This window comes from Flavobacterium sp. ACAM 123 (assembly GCF_000264055.1).
Taxonomy (GTDB): domain Bacteria; phylum Bacteroidota; class Bacteroidia; order Flavobacteriales; family Flavobacteriaceae; genus Flavobacterium.
Genome location: NZ_AJXL01000039.1, coordinates 18,253 through 34,372 on the forward strand (window position 1 = coordinate 18,253; position 16,120 = coordinate 34,372).

The window sequence follows — 16,120 nt, forward strand, 5'->3', positions numbered from 1 at the left end:
CCTCTCCTCCAACAGAGAGATTTCACACAAAAAGATATGAAAATCAATACCGCCGAATTTGTAATTAGCAACTCCGATGTAAGCAAATGTCCAAAAGACCGTTTGCCAGAATATGCTTTTATAGGAAGGTCTAACGTTGGAAAGTCCTCCTTAATTAACATGCTGACCAACCAGAAAAAATTAGCTAAAACCTCTGGAAGGCCGGGAAAAACACAGTTAATCAATCATTTCCTAATAAATAACAATTGGTTCTTAGTTGATTTGCCGGGATATGGTTACGCCAAGGTCTCCAAAAAGACAAAATCAGTATTCCAACAGTTTATAACTGATTATTTCGAAACAAGAGAACAATTGGTTTGTGCTTTTGTTTTAATCGATATTCGCCATGAGGCGCAAACAATAGATATTGAATTCATGTCCTATATGGGAGAGAGTGAAATCCCTTTTTGCATTATTTTCACTAAGGCAGACAAGATAAGTAAGGTAAAAATAAACTCTCATATCGCTGCTTACAAGAAAAATATGTTCGCTAACAATTGGGCCGAAATGCCTCAATATTTTGTAACCTCTGCAACAGAATCGCTGGGAAAAGAGGATGTTTTAACCTATATAGACGAAGTAAACCAAGAGGTATTCAAAAATAACAGTTAGTTTTAAATCAAGATTAAAATCCTATCCTAATAACAAAACATCCCAGAACTTAAATTTAAGCTTTGGGATGTTTTTCATTTCGGAAGAAACTAATCTTCCTTTTTCAATTCTAACTTTTCTGCAAAATATTCGCAAAAATCTTTCATGGTCTCTGCCATCTTTTCATCACCAGTTGCACGATGAAAAGTATCGGACATCGCTACCAATGTTTGATGAAAGAAAATTTTCATTTCATCCACTGGCATCTCTTTTGTCCATAAATCAATACGCATACTTTCTTTTGACTTACTGTCCCAGACAGACAACATAATTGCTTTTGCTTCTTCTAAATCTACTCCTCCATCTTTTGCGGACCACAATAGTTTTTCCGGAACACGGTTTTCATCTAACTCTACAAGGAATTTAATTTCCGATCTGTTTTTATCTGACATTATTTCTTAGGTTTGTATTTTGATTTTTCAAATATTTCTTTAGCATTTGAATCTACTAATTGTTGCAAAGATACTTCATTGTTTTTCATATACGAACGAACAATTTGCCATCCTATCCAACCACCAATTTGACCAGGTGTTTCATTGTCAATTTCCAAATAAAATTTAGAAAAGGGAGCCGGGTTTATAAAACGGGGCATCAGTTTTTGATCGTCACTATAGAGCATTTCTTTTTCTATAAAATAACGCCACATATAACTTTCATTTTCATTACACCATTGTATCTGCTCTTTTGTATAACCCATCTTATGTGCATCACTGTAATCGGGAAGCAATACGTCTTTAAAGTACAACTCCTTTCCTGCATCTATCATTCTGGACAGTAAATTTTTTCCAATATCCGCTCGTACTTTTTGGTTGTAAAAGCTCGAAACGACGTCAGGCATAATTTGGCTTTCCTCAAAATTCTGTTTTATATATTTAGGAAACTGATAAAACTTGTGCTCCTTACCCAAATACATTTCAAGCGAAATAATCAACAGACTATCAGTATAGATAACTTTATTGTTGTAATCCATTTCAGAAATTACAGTAATCACCTTTGGTATTTCTGTTTTAGGAAAATAATATTTAATATGCTTAAAAAGCACCTCCAGTTTACTTTCAACTGGCTCGAAATCATCATATTTTTCCTGTACCTCCGTGTAGAGTTTCTTCCAAAGAGGATCCTGCATCTTATTCAACCAAACCACATCTTCGTTCCCTGACGGAAAGAAAAACGGAAACTCTTTCTTTATTTTATCTAGGTCTTTTGGCTCGGTTTCAAAAAAAACTTTATCAAAACGTTCTACCTTTATTTCCATAGGAATTTCATCGATAGCTGCTTCCGTTTTATCTTTTTTACCACAGGATAAAAAAAAGACACATAGAACTACACTATATAGATATATTTTCTATTTTTTTTAATTTAAATTTGCCTAGGAAAAATCAGTCAAAAGAATATCCCCAATATTTAGTTTTGCAAATATACATTCCTGCTTTTGAAAACGTAAACTATTATGAACTAAAAAAAATACGATTCAAGTCGAGAAAGTGAATACCCAAATTGTTAATTGGTTAAAAACCTATGCCGAAGACGCAAAAGTTAATGGATTTGTTGTTGGTATATCAGGCGGAGTAGATTCTGCTGTGACTTCAACTTTGTGTGCTCAAACTGGAATGAAAGTCTTGTGCGTTGAGATGCCCATTCATCAGCATGAAAGCCACGTTAATCGTGGACGCGAGCATATTAAGCAGTTGAAAGAAAGATACCCCAATGTTACAGAATCCCTTACGGATCTCACTTCCGTTTTTGAAAGTTTTAAAAACGAAGTTCCCGCTGACTTTGAAGAAAGTAAACTAAACATAACTCTTGCAAATACCCGTGCTCGTTTACGGATGACTACTTTATACTATTTTGCTGGGGTCCATGGATTGTTAGTAGCAGGAACCGGAAACAAAGTGGAAGATTTTGGGGTTGGCTTTTACACAAAGTATGGAGATGGCGGAGTAGACCTTAGCCCAATTGCTGATTTAATGAAATCAGAGGTTTTCATGTTGGGGGCTTATCTAAAAGTTCCGGATTCCATTTTAAACGCAGCTCCATCCGATGGATTATTTGGTGATGAAAAAACAGATGAAGCACAATTAGGCGCCACTTATGACGAACTAGAGTGGGCTATGTTTCAGGATGAAGAAGGAAAATCTCCTGCTGACTTCTCTGGTAGAAAAAAAATAGTTTACGAAATATATAAAAAGTTAAACAGAATAAACCAACATAAAATGAAAAGCATCCCCGTTTGTCTAGTTAAACGGGATTAATGGTCTTTTTATCAGAATAATTTGATATAATAATTAATTTATTTTATATTTAAAGTGTAAATATGACAGAAAACTCTAAAACTAAAAATCATGATTAAAGTTTGTTTAGCAGATAATTACCCGGTAGTACACTTTGGAGTGAAATCTTATTTTAAAGATCATGCCGAGATATCACTAGTTGCCAATGTTGGTAATTTTTTAATGATCCGTGATATTCTCCAAACTAAAGATATTGATGTTTTAATTTTAGACTTAGAACTGGAAGGTCTTTCCAGTATTTTTGAAGTCAAGTCAATTTTGAAGAACTTTCCTAAGACAAAAATTATCATATTCAGTGGTCTTTCAGAGCAGATTTATGCTCCAAATGCAATTAAAGCTGGTGTTTCAGGATTTGTTCACAAAACAGAAAAGTTGGAAACCTTAGGTTTATCAATTATTAAAGTGAATCAAGGAAAGATCATCATGAATGAAGCCGTGAAGAAAAACCTAGCCTTAATTGCAAAACAAAGCAAAAGTGAACGTTTGTATCGAAAGCTTTCCAACCGCGAGGTTGAAGTGCTACGCTATTTAAGCGGAGGTAAAAAGAATCACGAAATCGCTGAAATTTTGGGGCTTAACGAGAAAACGATAAGCACCTACAAATTGCGTTTATTAACAAAACTGAATGTTACCAACTTAGTTGACTTAGTAAACAAAGCTAAAAAATTAGAAATAGTATAATTAAAAACGAGACATAACCCGTCCTAATTTTTTCGAAAAAGCAGAAGTTAGACCAAGGTAATCCTTAATCATAGTCATAGGCTCCGTATTATCTGATTCAGATGTTATGGAGCTTTTTATTTCTTCAATAATCTTACCTACTAAATACCAGCGCATTGTTAAAATAGTTTCTGAAACGTTTTGACCTATAGTATCCTTTTTATATTTGGGAAAAATATTCTGTCCTTCCCAATTGTGCAAAACAACTTTTTCGTCTTCCATTAAAATGTCTGTAACCTCTTGTGCAAACTCAGGCTGTAAATGCATCAGGTATTGCTCTAAACTGAAACCTTCATTTTGCAAGTAATAATTAATCAAATCATTGAATATGTCGCGAAATAAGGGGTTTGCTAATTCTACCTCATCCTCCTGTAAGCTCAAATAGATTCTGTGAAATACCTTGTATTCCTTTTTTTCAATCACATGCTCAATTTCACCTTCTCCATTGGATTTCAAAAGTATATCTTCAAATTCCTCTGTCTTATCACCATATAGCAGTAACATCTCTATGATTTTTCGTTCTAAACGATACAGAACATCTACTTTTTCTACATCAGCGGGATTTTCATTTTTTACAATTTGTAAGGTCGTGTAATCCTGCTTTTGTTTCTTGCCCGCTTCAGCAGAGTCTTTCTGAATTAGTTGGGCTAAAGTACTAACTAATACCTGCTCTGAAATATCCATAATCCTGGAACATTCTTGAATGTAGATTTCGCGTTGAATCCTGTCTGGTATTTTGGATATACTAACTACCATATCCCGAATCAAATCAGCTTTTTTTATAGGATCATTCTTTGCTTCATTCATCAAAAGTGACGCTTTAAACTGAATGAAATCTTTTGCGTTATTTTCCAGATAAGCTACTAACTCGTCATGGGACGTTTTCTTTGCAAAACTGTCTGGGTCTTCCCCATCAGGAAAAGTGCAAACCTTTACGTTCATTCCTTCTTCCAGAATCAAATCGATCCCTCGTACAGAAGCACGTAATCCAGCTGCATCACCGTCAAAAAGAACCGTAATGTTTTTCGTCAGTCTATTAATTAAACGAATTTGGTCTGGCGTCAATGCAGTCCCTGAAGAGGCAACTACATTCTCAATTCCAGCTTGATTGAACTGAATAACATCGGTATATCCTTCTACTAAAAAACAATTATTAAGTTTGGCTATGGACTGTTTAGCCTGAAATATTCCATATAAAACCTTACTCTTATGGTAAATCTCGCTTTCTGGCGAGTTTAAGTATTTGGCAGCTTTTTTATCATTAGTCAGTATTCTTCCTCCAAAACCAAGTATCCTTCCAGACATACTTTGTATCGGGAACATAACACGACTTTTGAAACGGTCAAAGGGCCTGTCTTCTCTGGGGATTGTCAGGCCTGTACTTTCCAGAAATTCTAATTTATACCCTTTCCCAAGCGCTTCTTTCGTGAAAGCATCCCAAGTATCCGGAGAATATCCAAGACTAAATTTTTCAATGGTTTCATTGGTAAATCCTCTTTCTTTAAAATAAGAAAGACCTATGGCTTTTCCTTCTTCCGATTTTAAAAGTGTTTTATGAAAATAATCCTTTGCAAATTCAGAAACCAAGTACATACTCTCCCGAATATCTGTATTTGCTTTTTCTTCATTGGTCTGCTCCGTTTCCTCTATTTCTATATTGTATTTCCTGGCTAAATACCGGATGGCTTCAGGATAAGTAAAATGCTCATGTTCCATTAAAAAAGCAACAGAATTCCCCCCTTTCCCAGAACTAAAATCTTTCCAAATCCCTTTAGCCGGTGAAACCATAAAAGATGGCGAACGCTCATCAGAGAAAGGACTCAGTCCTTTGAAATTACTTCCAGCCCTTTTTAATTGGACGAAATCGCCAATAACCTCCTCTACACGAGCAGTTTCGAACACAGTATCAATAGTTGATTTTGAAATCATTGTTGTTTTGCCATAAAGGGACAAATATACAAAGTTTCAGTTTTGAAAATCAGTTTTGATGCATCTAAATTTTTAATCAAAAAGAGGCTTGTTCTGCTAAACTGACTATCAATTATACCACAAGATGCAATTTATCTACCCACCAAACGAACAGTCCAATCTATTGAATTTATCTGCCGGTAAATTAAAATCGTTAAAACTTAAATTTTTGTAATTTATCAATAAGATATAGGAATACTTACTAACATATACTGTCGCAAAAACACAAATTATAGTAGTTATATTCAAAATAAAATGAAGCAAAGGCGCAAAAATAAATAGACTATTTACTACTAGAAAAGCTAATACTATTGAAAATATTAAAATATAATTTACAACTAAACTCCTAGTTTTTTTAATTCTAACATTTGATATTCTACTTAGATCTATACTCATAAATGCATTTTTAAAACCTGCATTAAATGTATTTTCAGTTAAATAGAAATTCTTATCATGCTCTGCGATAAACCTAAGTTTATCTAAGTTAGAATTTATAATGCACTCCATATTATCATCATTTATTATTGAATTATTATTCAAAAGATTATCCCTAAAATATTATTGTTAAGCTTCTTAGTGGTAAAAATAGACCTGCATCACCTCCTGAATTAAATTATTACTAATAAATTAAAAAAAAATATCATTGAACTAAAAATTCCTTAGTAACACATTAAAATTCTTTTTTTACAAAATAAAAAAGCTTCAAATGATAATTTAACACATCAATTTATTTCTATAAATGACTAAATTTGTGTTGTTTTAGACAATCAATTGAATTCCTACTACCCTAACCCTAAATGAAACAAATTAAATGTATACTTCACAAGCAATGCCTGAATCAAATACCGTAAAATTAGTTTTAGCAGACGGCGCTCTTAAAAAGGAATTTGATGGTGTTTTAGCTTTTCTAACAGATGTTTGTGGAATTTCGAATGCTTTTATTTCAATAAAAATGGAGTACAAAGATCTTATAATCTCTAAAAAAGGACTTAAAAATTTAGATACCCCAAATAAAATTGAATATTTTAAGGAACTCACAAGTAAGCAAGAAAATTTAATTTTTCCAGATATAAATCAAAACTGCCATTATCAATTAACTGGATACAAAAAAGCTTTCACGTTTTTTGCGGGCTTTCCTATAAATCCATCACATCAATTAATCTCAGGAAGTCTTTGTCTTTTAGATAAAAAAAATGATAAACTAAACAAAAAGGAATTGAAAATTATAAGACAATGTATTTCCCAAATAGAATCTACGTTAGCTTTAAGTTTAAAGAATTCTGAATTGAAAAGCCAGCTAAACGAAACGCAGATCCAATTTCAATATTTTATCGAGAATTCAAACGAAATTATTTATGAACACACCTTAGAAGGAGTAATAACACATATTTCTAAAAATTTCTCCGCATCAATTGGCCATACCCCGCATGACGTCATTGGAACAAACAACGCTACACTTATCCATCCAGAAGACACGAAAATGTGTTCTGATTATTTAAACACAATTAAATTAAATAAAAAAAATAATGAAACTATTATTTATCGAATACTACACAAAGAGGGCCATTATATTTGGTATTCTTCAAAGATTAATTTAATAGAAAAAAACAACCAACAGTTTTATATAGGAAATTGTACAGATATTACAAAGTTTGTTGAAAAGCAGAAAGAACTGCAAGCACAGAAAGAATTTTATGAAACTATATTAGACCGCTTACCAACCGATGTTGCTGTGTTTGCTCCTAATCACAAGTACCTATATTTAAACCCTATTGCCATTAAAAACAAAGAACTCAGGGAATATATTATTGGTAAAGATGATTTTGAATACGCTAAACACACCAATAGAACAGATGATTTTGCAATTGAAAGACGGGCTAAATTTAACAAAGCACTTCAAAACAAAGAGACGTTGTTATGGGAGGAACATTTGTTTACTGCACTTGGAGAAGAAACTTTTCACAATAGAAAATTTACACCTGTATTTAATGAAAATGGGGCTCTAGCCATGATGATTGGTTTCAGTATAGACATCACTGAAAACAAAAAAATAGAAAAGCAAAACAAGCAATTATTGGAAGAAAACAAATAAAAACAAAAACCTCCGAATTAATAAAGCTGAAAGTTTATATCGCCTTTTAGCGGATAACGCAATGCATTTAGTTTGTTTACATGATTTAAGCATGACTTTTCAATATGTATCTCCTTCTATAAAAGCATTAACTGGTTTCACACCGGAACAGCTGATTGGAAAAAAACCTATGGATTTTGCTCATCCGGAAGATATCGGAAAAATGATAACTGATTTTGACGATCTTGTTACAAACCATCAACCAAACCGGAATGAGTATCGCTATATTTCTTCAACAGGAGAATACAATTGGTTAGAAACTGACGCTAAAATCGTTTTTGATAACGACGTTCCAATAAAGATACAAACCAGTACAAGGGATATTTCGAAAAGAAAAGAAGCCGAGTTTGCTGTTAAAAAAACACTTCAACAGGAACGTAAATTAAATGAATTACGCACCAATTTAGTTTCTACAATTTCCCATGAGTTTAGAACTCCACTAACAACAATTAGAACAAGTGCAGAATTAATCGAAATGTACCTTGAAAGTCATAACCCTCGAAACGAACAACAACTAAAAAAACAGATAAATAGAATTACAGATGAAATTGATCGAATAGTTGTCTTGATGAACTCAGTTTTAACAATATCAAAAGATGATTCTGGCAAAACTACCTTCGCCCCGATTACGTTTGACTTCAAAGCACTAGCTATTGCATTAGTAGAAACCAGTTTTAGCGACAATATAAAGAATCAAAAAGTAGATCTTCATTATGAAGGAGATCAATTTTTAATTTTTGCCGACAAAAATTTGATAGAATACGCCCTATTTAACTTACTAAATAACGCTTTTAAATATTCTGAAAATGGTAGAAATATAGAAATGAACCTAATTTCAAATAAATCTGAAATTTGCGTTGAAATAATTGATTTTGGTATAGGAATACCCGAAGAGGATCAACCAAAACTATTTAATTACTTTTTTTAGAGCTAGTAATACTGATGGGATTACAGGAACCGGTCTAGGACTTTATATTGTTAAAACATTCATAGAAAAAAATTACCGGAAAAGTAGAATTAGAAAGTCAACTTGGGAAAGGAACGAAGGTAACACTGCAATTACCTACACCATAATTATTATTTGTCCTATGAAAACAAAACTAAATTATTAAAAATGAAACCTAACATCATTATTTTCTAAAGACATCCTTCTTTTTGTAAATACAGCAGTTTTAAAAAATATTTGTAATTTAACCAGAAGAGAAAGTAGATTTTCATTTGACTTAAGATACTGCTCAACACTAAAAATCCTAATGATTAAAGTTTTTAGAAAAAACTTATGCAAACAGCTTACTTCAACAAATTTTGATTGTTAGATTTCATTTCCCACGACTAAAATCGAGTAAACTGTTTGACAAGTACTAAACCTACTCTGTAAATCTAATGAGAGAATGAAGAAGTCCGTTTAATTTTACAAATAATTTAAAAAAAATTACGAAAATTTAAAAAATGCGGTTTTCCGTAACAAGCAAGCACATCGTTCAAGATATAAAACAATAAACAGCTCTTTAAACAAAAAGAAAAATCGCCACTATTAAAATAAATAGGGTAGCGATTATACATAAATATAAAAAAACGTAATTTTTTAATTTTATTAGAATTTATAGATGTATCCAAGCTTTTCCAAACTTCTTCCGAAGGTCTAATTTTAATCATGATAGTACAAACAATTAATAAAACAAGTCAATAAAAATTACTAAACTACGGAATCACTAGCCTATCAGTATTAAGTACAATCGATATGTTAAAATTAAATGTTATTAATTTAAAAAGAATAGATTTAAATTTGGGTAGATTTCATATAATCCCTTGGGGTGATACCGACATATTTCTTAAAACTAGTCGAAAAATAAGACAAGGAGCTAAAACCAGTCTCATCCGCTAGAAACTGGGTATTTCTTTCTCCTAAATAAATTAATTTAAGAGCATAATCTAATTTAAACTCTCTCATGTACTGACTTATGTTTTTATTAGTACGCTTACGAATTTTTTTATCTAATGCAGACTTACTAATATGAAGCTGGTTTGATAATTCATCAATAGCAATATTTTTTTTTATCGTTTTAGCTAGAATATGATTAATAGATAGGAGAAAATCTTTTTCGGATAACTGTATTGTAATTTTTGAAAAAAAATACATTGCTATTTTTTTTTTCTTTATTTGATCTCTTAAATTTAAAATATTCCTAATTTTTAGAACTAGTTCTTTAGTTTTAAAAGGTTTCATAATGTAATCATTAACCCCATTCTCCAACTGCTTAAATTTAGTTTCCTCATCAACACTAGCAGTAATAATTACAAAAGGGACCGTATTAAACTTATTACTTTTTTTAATTTTTAAAAATAGTTCTCCCCCCCCCATAACAGGCATCATTAGGTCACTTATAATAATGTCCGGTATATTATCATTTAGATAAATCAATGCTTCATAACCATTTTTAAGCCACTTCACATTAAAATTACTAATGATCAGTAACTCGAGAATAGACTCTCCTAAGGCAAGATTGTCTTCAATTAAAACTATATTTCTTTTTGAGCTTTCCACTTTGTGAAATTACTAATAAAAATTTTAAATTAATGATAAGGTTTTTGTACATAAGGCCACTTATTACACGTAAGGCACCTTTGTATTGTACTTTTATAGAGCAAATAAATATGTTTTTGCTGAAATTAAATGATTTAAGAAGACCAAAATCAAGAGAAGCAACCTTTACCTTTTGTTTTTAATGTGAATGAGGATGCAATTTATGGCTTAGCCTCAAACAATATTTAAATTGAATAATTAATTATCTATTTGAATAAAACAGAGTAATAGTTATTTGTTTTTAAAATAAATTAATAACTGGCGCCTCATGACACTAATAAATTGGTGATAAATGGCATAAAAAAAATAAACCAACTTTTTGTAAATTATTTATTCCTAAATGGTTTAAGTTGATTGCCTTTCCTATGTATTTCAAACCCTTGCGTATCATTAGGCGAAAAGCGATAATACTTTTTTCAAAGATAATACTACAAGCGAATTAAATTTATATTTCACGGATGAATAAAAGTAAAATACTTATTGTTGATGATGAGTTAAATATTAGAGAAACAATAGAAGAATTGCTTACTCTTAACAATTATGAGACAAAAACGGCTAACAACGGCCAAGACGCACTAGATGTTTTAGATAATTGGACTCCTGACTTAATTATATGCGATATAATGATGCCTGTAATGGATGGACATGATTTTCAGAAAATCGTATACAGCGATAAACTTCTAAGCACTATTCCATTTATCTTTTTAACTGCAAAAACAGCAGATAATTTAATGCGTCAGTGTTTTAATGAGGGAGCCGATGACTTTTTAACGAAACCTTTTAAAGCAACAGAGCTGTTACAAACAATAGAGTTCAAAATAGAAAAGTTCAAAAAACTCATAAATAGCAGTAATTTATATCAGGGAGATCAAAGAATTTTATCTCATGAAATAAATACTCCGCTACATGGTATTCTAGGTTCTGTTAATATATTGATGGATGATGCTCTTAATCTAAAAAAACAGGATATCACTTATTTTTATGAAGGAATCAAAATATCTGGTGAGCGATTAAATAGAACGATGCAGAATATAGCTCTTTTTGAGAAAATCAAAAAAAACCAATTTGATGTATCAAAAAATGCTTGTTCCGAAATTAAGAATACTTTCGAGGATGTTTTAAATAAAATTTCGTTCCAATTGAAAAAAGAACAAAATAGAGTTGTGTCAGAACTTACAACTGCAGAACTAGCGGTTAGTAAAAATAATCTAACCCTTATTTTATTTGAACTATTAGACAATGCATTAAAGTTCTCTCCAAAAAATAAAAAAGTAGTTATTGAAGGAAGCATATTTAGTAATGATTATTATGAAATCAATATATTTGACTATGGAGTTGGATTTAAAGCGGAAGAGCTAAAATTGATTGATGCCACAGTCCAATTTAATCGCGATAAAATAGAACAACAAGGATTAGGTTTAGGACTTTACTTAAGTAAAGCCATCATAAAAAAATCTAAAGGCATCATAAGTGTTTTATCGAGAGAAGATATAGGTACTAAAGTCTCCATTTTACTACCTATTCACAAGAAATAAAAAAAACAGTACACACTAGACTTCGATTATAGTGCTTTTAAAAGCACTATAATCACGCAATACCTTTACTTCTTTCTTTCAATTACATAATTCACCATCAAGATCAAGGCCTCTTTGAAATCTGAATTAGGATAACCCTCTAATAACAAGAGTGCTTCTTGCTGAAATTCAACCATTTTAGTTTCGGCATAAAGCAAACCATCATTATCTTTTACAAAGGCAATCACTTCTTTAACACGCTTTTTGTCTTTATTATGGTTTTTAATGGAATTAATGATCCAGGATTTTTCTTTCGGAGTACAGGTATTTAAAACATGGATTAATGGTAAAGTCATTTTTTGCTCCTTGATATCAATACCCGTTGGTTTCCCGATAGCTTCCTCTGTATAATCGAACAAATCATCTTTAATTTGGAACGCCATACCAATGAGCTCTCCAAACTTTCTCATATTCTCTACCTGCACCTCATCCTCAATCACTGATTTTGCGCCAAGAGCACAACAAGCAGCAATAAGTGTTGCTGTTTTTTTTCGAATGATTTCGTAATAAATATCTTCTGTGATATCAAGCCTTCTCGCTTTTTCTATTTGGAGTAATTCGCCTTCACTCATTTCACGAACAGCGACTGAAATTATTTTTAACAAATCAAAATCACCGTTGTCGATCGAAAGCAACAACCCTTTTGAGAGCAAGTAGTCTCCAACGAGTACCGCAATTTTATTTTTCCAAAGTGCATTGATGGAGAAAAAACCTCGTCTGCGATTACTGTCGTCCACCACATCATCATGCACCAAAGTTGCAGTATGAATTAGTTCAATGACACAAGCTCCACGATAAGTCCTTTCATTCACAGTTCCTGCAGAAACCATTTTAGCTGTCAGAAAGACGAACATAGGACGCATTTGCTTCCCTTTTCGGTTTACTATGTAGTACGTGATTCTGTTCAACAAAGCCACTTGTGAGGTCATCGATTCATAGAACTTTTTTTCAAAAAGTTCCATTTCTTTAAAGATGGGCTGTTTTATTTGAGAGGTAACATTCATTTATATATCAAAGATACTACTTTGAAATATAAAAACGTTATCAAATATAAGTAAGTATTTTATAAAGAATATTATTAGTTTTGAGTCACTAACAAATAAAGTAGTATTCAGCAAAAAACCGACTTTTCTAACTTAAATAACACACTATCTAAGAAAGTAATCAAACTTACTACACACTTAACTACCCTCTTCTTTGCAATGCAAAAAAAGACATAGAATTAAAAATGGAGTCCAAAATTGAACTCCATTTTCTTATGCTTGTTTGTTTGCTAACTGCCCGCAGGCCGCATCAATATCTTTTCCTCGACTTCGTCTTACTTTGACCACAATCCCATTCGACTCCAAAGCTTTTATATAGGCATTAGTGGCATCTTCGGATGCTTGCTGGAACTCACCATCATCTATAGGATTGTATTCTATCAAGTTGACCTTGCAAGGGACGTACTTACAAAATTTCACTAAGGCATCGATAGACTCTTTATTGTCATTGATATCCTTCCAAACTACATATTCGTAGGAAATTTTACTTTTTGTTTTTCTGTACCAATATTCCAATGACTCCCGTAGATCAGCCAATGGGAAATTTTTACTAAAAGGCATGATTTGGGAACGGATCTCATCAATAGCAGAATGCAGTGACACCGCTAACTTGACTTTCACATCGTCATCTGCTAATTTCTTAATCATTTTTGGCACTCCTGAGGTGGAAACCATGATTCTTTTTGGAGACATTCCTAAACCTTCTGACGAAGTAATCATTTCGATTGCTTTCATCATATTGTTATAATTCATCAGTGGTTCTCCCATTCCCATAAAAACAATGTTTGACAAAGGATGATTGTAATACAAACGACTCTCTTTATCTATAGCCAATACCTGATCGTAAATCTCACCTGGCTCTAAATTCCTCATTCTCTTTAATCGTGCAGTAGCACAAAAACTACAATCTAAACTACAACCCACCTGACTAGAAACGCAGGCAGTCGTTCTCGTATTAGTAGGAATCAAAACAGACTCCACCACTAAACCATCATGCAAACGCACTGCATTTTTTATGGTTCCGTCGTCAGAACGTTGTATCGTGTCCACTTTAATGTGGTTGATAACAAAATTACTTTCTAACATAGTACGAGTTTCCTTAGATATATTAGTCATATCCTCAAAACTATGGGCGCCTTTGCTCCACAACCATTCGTAAACTTGATTCCCACGAAAAGCTTTGTCCCCTTGGGTAACAAAAAATTCACGCAGTAATTCTTTAGATACTGCTCGTATGTCTTTTTTCTCAATTTGCATGTTGCAAATTTAATGACAATTTCTTGATTTGTTGTTTTGATAATTTAATAACTTTACGGCAAATCGAAAAAACCCGTAAAAATGCACTTTATTTCCCAAGAATTAGAAGATTATATCGAGCAACACTCTGAAAAAGAGCCTCAATTATTGGCCGCATTAAATAAAGAAACTTACCAGAAAATCTTATTGCCCCGTATGTTAAGTGGCCATTTTCAAGGCCGTGTTTTAAGCATGCTGGCGAAATTGATTCGACCGGTAAACATTCTAGAAATCGGAACGTATACGGGCTATTCTGCTTTGTGCCTCTGCGAAGGAATGCAAGAAGGCGGAGAATTACACACCATTGATATTAAAGAGGAATTGGTTGATTTCCAAAGGAAGCATTTTGATAAGTCGCCTTGGGGAACGCAAATTACACAACACCTGGGAGAAGCAGTGGATATTATACCAACACTAGATATAAAATTTGATTTGGTTTTTATTGATGCCGATAAAGAAAATTACATTAATTATTTTAATATCATTCTTCCAAAAATGAACAAAGGAGGAATTATTCTTTCTGATAACGTTTTGTGGAGCGGAAAAGTATTGGAACCGGTACACCCGAATGACGTGAGCACTAAAATACTGCTGGAATACAACGCTTTACTAAAAAATGACCCAAGGGTCGAAACCGTCTTGTTCCCTATTAGAGATGGCTTGACCGTAAGTCGAGTATTGTAGCTTTAGCTTTTTTAGCCCAGATGGAAATGGAAATCCTGCAGTTCTAAAAATTAATTTTTCTAAACAAAAAAGAGCGACCAGCGGAAGCTCCTTTATTGTTATTGAAAAATATTTTTTAAAACTGTAGATTGCAATGTACAGCAGGAATTGCTTCTAAAAACTAAAGTGGAAAATACTTTTTTTGGACTCCTTGATATATTTTAAACACTAAATATCCTGAAAATATCCCAAATAAATACCCAGATAAAATATCAATTGGATAGTGCAATCCCAAGTAAATCCTGCTGTAACCAAATACTATTGGCCATAGGAATAATAAGTAGCCGTGCTTGTAATGGCGATGCATAACACTGTATATAAAGGTAGCAACTGCCATACTATTTGAAGCGTGACCTGAGAAAAAACTAAAGGAACTGCGGCTTTGAACTACCCGAATTATTGTATTGATTTCTGGGTTACTACACGGACGCAATCTTTGAAATCCATTTTTAAACAAGTTGGTCATCTGATCTGTAAATGTAATTAAAACGGCTATCGCCAAAATAAAATACAACGTTTGCTTTGCCCCCAATTCTTTATAAATAAAAAACAGTAGAACAAGAAAAAAAGGAGTCCAATAAAGTTGTTGAGTAATAATTAACCAAAGGCCGTCATACCTTTCTGAGCCTAAACTATTCAAGAAAATGAGTAATTCAGTGTCCAGAGATAAAATTTTATCGAGCATTATTTATTACGTTTTACAGGTCCGGTGATCTCTTCAATGTCTTCCTTCACTTTATTAGCCTGAGTAATGGAATCACCCATAAGGTCATCCTTAACTTTATCGATCTGGGTATTAAAGTTACCCGTCATATCTGATAGGGATTTTGCATCAAGACCATTAGCATCAACTCCTTTTTGAATTTCACTTTTTATGTCATTAGTCGCATGTTTTAATTGCGCCATAGCCTTACCCATAGCACGCGCCATTTCCGGCACCTTATCTGAACCAAAAAGCATTAGCACGATAAACAAAATAAAAACTAACTCTCCACCTCCTATGCCAAACATAATTATTAATTTTAATTACTACAAAGATACCAAATTTAGAATACCCTGACTTTTAAATTTTTTACTATAAAAANAAANANANATATATA

Annotated in this window: 15 protein-coding genes; 7 read left to right on the plus strand and 8 right to left on the minus strand. The window is 32.5% G+C overall.

Features of this window, described 5'->3' with window-relative positions:
- Positions 1 to 36 precede the first annotated feature (36 nt).
- On the plus strand, positions 37 to 651 hold the full coding sequence (gene yihA, locus A3SG_RS0109025; RefSeq protein ID WP_016989701.1) for a ribosome biogenesis GTP-binding protein YihA/YsxC: 615 nt from the start codon (positions 37 to 39) through the stop codon (positions 649 to 651).
- Positions 652 to 740: 89 nt separating this feature from the next.
- On the opposite strand, the gene gldC is transcribed toward yihA, so the two are convergent.
- Together gldC and gldB are read right to left on the minus strand one after the other, a co-directional pair.
- Entirely contained in the window at positions 741 to 1,082 is a 342-nt protein-coding gene (gldC, locus tag A3SG_RS0109030; protein ID WP_016989702.1) for a gliding motility protein GldC, read from the minus strand.
- Positions 1,082 to 2,032 (minus strand): gliding motility lipoprotein GldB, encoded by a 951-nt coding sequence (gene gldB / locus A3SG_RS0109035; RefSeq protein ID WP_029596704.1) that lies wholly within the window; start codon positions 2,030 to 2,032, stop codon positions 1,082 to 1,084. The genes gldC and gldB overlap by 1 nt, the downstream gene beginning before the upstream one ends.
- Positions 2,033 to 2,174: 142 nt before the next feature.
- Here gldB and nadE point away from each other — a divergent pair, with 142 nt between their 5' ends.
- Positions 2,175 to 2,942 carry an NAD(+) synthase gene (gene nadE / locus A3SG_RS0109040; RefSeq protein WP_016989704.1) on the plus strand — a complete coding sequence of 256 codons (768 nt, stop codon included), beginning with the start codon at positions 2,175 to 2,177 and terminating at the stop codon, positions 2,940 to 2,942.
- A 90-nt stretch (positions 2,943 to 3,032) separates the two neighbouring features.
- Positions 3,033 to 3,662, plus strand: a complete 630-nt coding sequence (locus tag A3SG_RS0109045) for a response regulator transcription factor (RefSeq protein ID WP_016989705.1) — start codon at positions 3,033 to 3,035, stop codon at positions 3,660 to 3,662.
- On the opposite strand, the gene dnaG is transcribed toward A3SG_RS0109045, so the two are convergent.
- Positions 3,663 to 5,630 (minus strand): DNA primase, encoded by a 1,968-nt coding sequence (gene dnaG / locus A3SG_RS0109050; RefSeq protein WP_016989706.1) that lies wholly within the window; start codon positions 5,628 to 5,630, stop codon positions 3,663 to 3,665.
- 850 nt (positions 5,631 to 6,480) lie between these two features.
- Between dnaG and A3SG_RS0109060 the strand changes: the two genes are divergently transcribed.
- Together A3SG_RS0109060 and A3SG_RS0109065 are read left to right on the plus strand one after the other, a co-directional pair.
- Positions 6,481 to 7,761, plus strand: a complete 1,281-nt coding sequence (locus A3SG_RS0109060; RefSeq protein ID WP_083832420.1) for a PAS domain-containing protein — start codon at positions 6,481 to 6,483, stop codon at positions 7,759 to 7,761.
- Positions 7,762 to 7,777: 16 nt separating this feature from the next.
- Positions 7,778 to 8,728 (plus strand): PAS domain-containing sensor histidine kinase, encoded by a 951-nt coding sequence (locus A3SG_RS0109065; RefSeq protein WP_255347699.1) that lies wholly within the window; start codon positions 7,778 to 7,780, stop codon positions 8,726 to 8,728.
- Positions 8,729 to 9,580: 852 nt separating this feature from the next.
- Here the strand turns inward: A3SG_RS0109065 and A3SG_RS0109075 are convergent.
- On the minus strand, positions 9,581 to 10,345 hold the full coding sequence (locus tag A3SG_RS0109075; RefSeq protein ID WP_016989711.1) for a response regulator: 765 nt from the start codon (positions 10,343 to 10,345) through the stop codon (positions 9,581 to 9,583).
- A 497-nt stretch (positions 10,346 to 10,842) separates the two neighbouring features.
- Between A3SG_RS0109075 and A3SG_RS0109080 the strand changes: the two genes are divergently transcribed.
- Positions 10,843 to 11,919 carry a response regulator gene (locus tag A3SG_RS0109080; protein WP_016989712.1) on the plus strand — a complete coding sequence of 359 codons (1,077 nt, stop codon included), beginning with the start codon at positions 10,843 to 10,845 and terminating at the stop codon, positions 11,917 to 11,919.
- Positions 11,920 to 11,984: 65 nt separating this feature from the next.
- Here the strand turns inward: A3SG_RS0109080 and A3SG_RS0109085 are convergent, their stop codons facing one another.
- Positions 11,985 to 12,962 carry a polyprenyl synthetase family protein gene (locus A3SG_RS0109085; RefSeq protein ID WP_016989713.1) on the minus strand — a complete coding sequence of 326 codons (978 nt, stop codon included), beginning with the start codon at positions 12,960 to 12,962 and terminating at the stop codon, positions 11,985 to 11,987.
- A 252-nt stretch (positions 12,963 to 13,214) separates the two neighbouring features.
- Positions 13,215 to 14,258, minus strand: coding sequence for a 23S rRNA (adenine(2503)-C(2))-methyltransferase RlmN (gene rlmN, locus A3SG_RS0109090; protein WP_016989714.1), 1,044 nt, complete (start codon positions 14,256 to 14,258; stop codon positions 13,215 to 13,217).
- A gap of 81 nt (positions 14,259 to 14,339) precedes the next feature.
- On the opposite strand from rlmN, the gene A3SG_RS0109095 reads away from it, so the two are divergent.
- A complete protein-coding gene (locus A3SG_RS0109095) occupies positions 14,340 to 14,981 on the plus strand; it encodes an O-methyltransferase (protein WP_016989715.1) in 642 nt (213 codons plus the stop codon).
- Between the two features lie 160 nt (positions 14,982 to 15,141).
- Here the strand turns inward: A3SG_RS0109095 and A3SG_RS0109100 are convergent, their stop codons facing one another.
- Together A3SG_RS0109100 and A3SG_RS0109105 are read right to left on the minus strand one after the other, a co-directional pair.
- Positions 15,142 to 15,705 carry a phosphatase PAP2 family protein gene (locus A3SG_RS0109100; protein WP_016989716.1) on the minus strand — a complete coding sequence of 188 codons (564 nt, stop codon included), beginning with the start codon at positions 15,703 to 15,705 and terminating at the stop codon, positions 15,142 to 15,144.
- The gene (locus tag A3SG_RS0109105) at positions 15,705 to 16,031 is read right to left on the minus strand and encodes a twin-arginine translocase TatA/TatE family subunit (RefSeq protein WP_016989717.1); all 327 of its coding nucleotides are present in this window, start codon (positions 16,029 to 16,031) and stop codon (positions 15,705 to 15,707) included. The genes A3SG_RS0109100 and A3SG_RS0109105 overlap by 1 nt, the downstream gene beginning before the upstream one ends.
- Between the last annotated feature and the right edge of the window lie 89 nt (positions 16,032 to 16,120).

What these genes read in the sequence shown, in the direction of transcription:
- yihA (WP_016989701.1), top strand. Translation starts at nt 37, where the DNA reads ATGAAAATCAATACCGCCGAATTTGTAATTAGCAACTCCGATGTAAGC.
- A3SG_RS0109080 (WP_016989712.1), top strand. Translation starts at nt 10,843, where the DNA reads ATGAATAAAAGTAAAATACTTATTGTTGATGATGAGTTAAATATTAGA.
- A3SG_RS0109095 (WP_016989715.1), top strand. Translation starts at nt 14,340, where the DNA reads ATGCACTTTATTTCCCAAGAATTAGAAGATTATATCGAGCAACACTCT.
- A3SG_RS0109045 (WP_016989705.1), top strand. Translation starts at nt 3,033, where the DNA reads ATGATTAAAGTTTGTTTAGCAGATAATTACCCGGTAGTACACTTTGGA.
- rlmN (WP_016989714.1), bottom strand. Translation starts at nt 14,258, where the DNA reads ATGCAAATTGAGAAAAAAGACATACGAGCAGTATCTAAAGAATTACTG.
- A3SG_RS0109060 (WP_083832420.1), top strand. Translation starts at nt 6,481, where the DNA reads ATGTATACTTCACAAGCAATGCCTGAATCAAATACCGTAAAATTAGTT.
- A3SG_RS0109085 (WP_016989713.1), bottom strand. Translation starts at nt 12,962, where the DNA reads ATGAATGTTACCTCTCAAATAAAACAGCCCATCTTTAAAGAAATGGAA.
- A3SG_RS0109105 (WP_016989717.1), bottom strand. Translation starts at nt 16,031, where the DNA reads ATGTTTGGCATAGGAGGTGGAGAGTTAGTTTTTATTTTGTTTATCGTG.
- dnaG (WP_016989706.1), bottom strand. Translation starts at nt 5,630, where the DNA reads ATGATTTCAAAATCAACTATTGATACTGTGTTCGAAACTGCTCGTGTA.
- A3SG_RS0109100 (WP_016989716.1), bottom strand. Translation starts at nt 15,705, where the DNA reads ATGCTCGATAAAATTTTATCTCTGGACACTGAATTACTCATTTTCTTG.
- gldC (WP_016989702.1), bottom strand. Translation starts at nt 1,082, where the DNA reads ATGTCAGATAAAAACAGATCGGAAATTAAATTCCTTGTAGAGTTAGAT.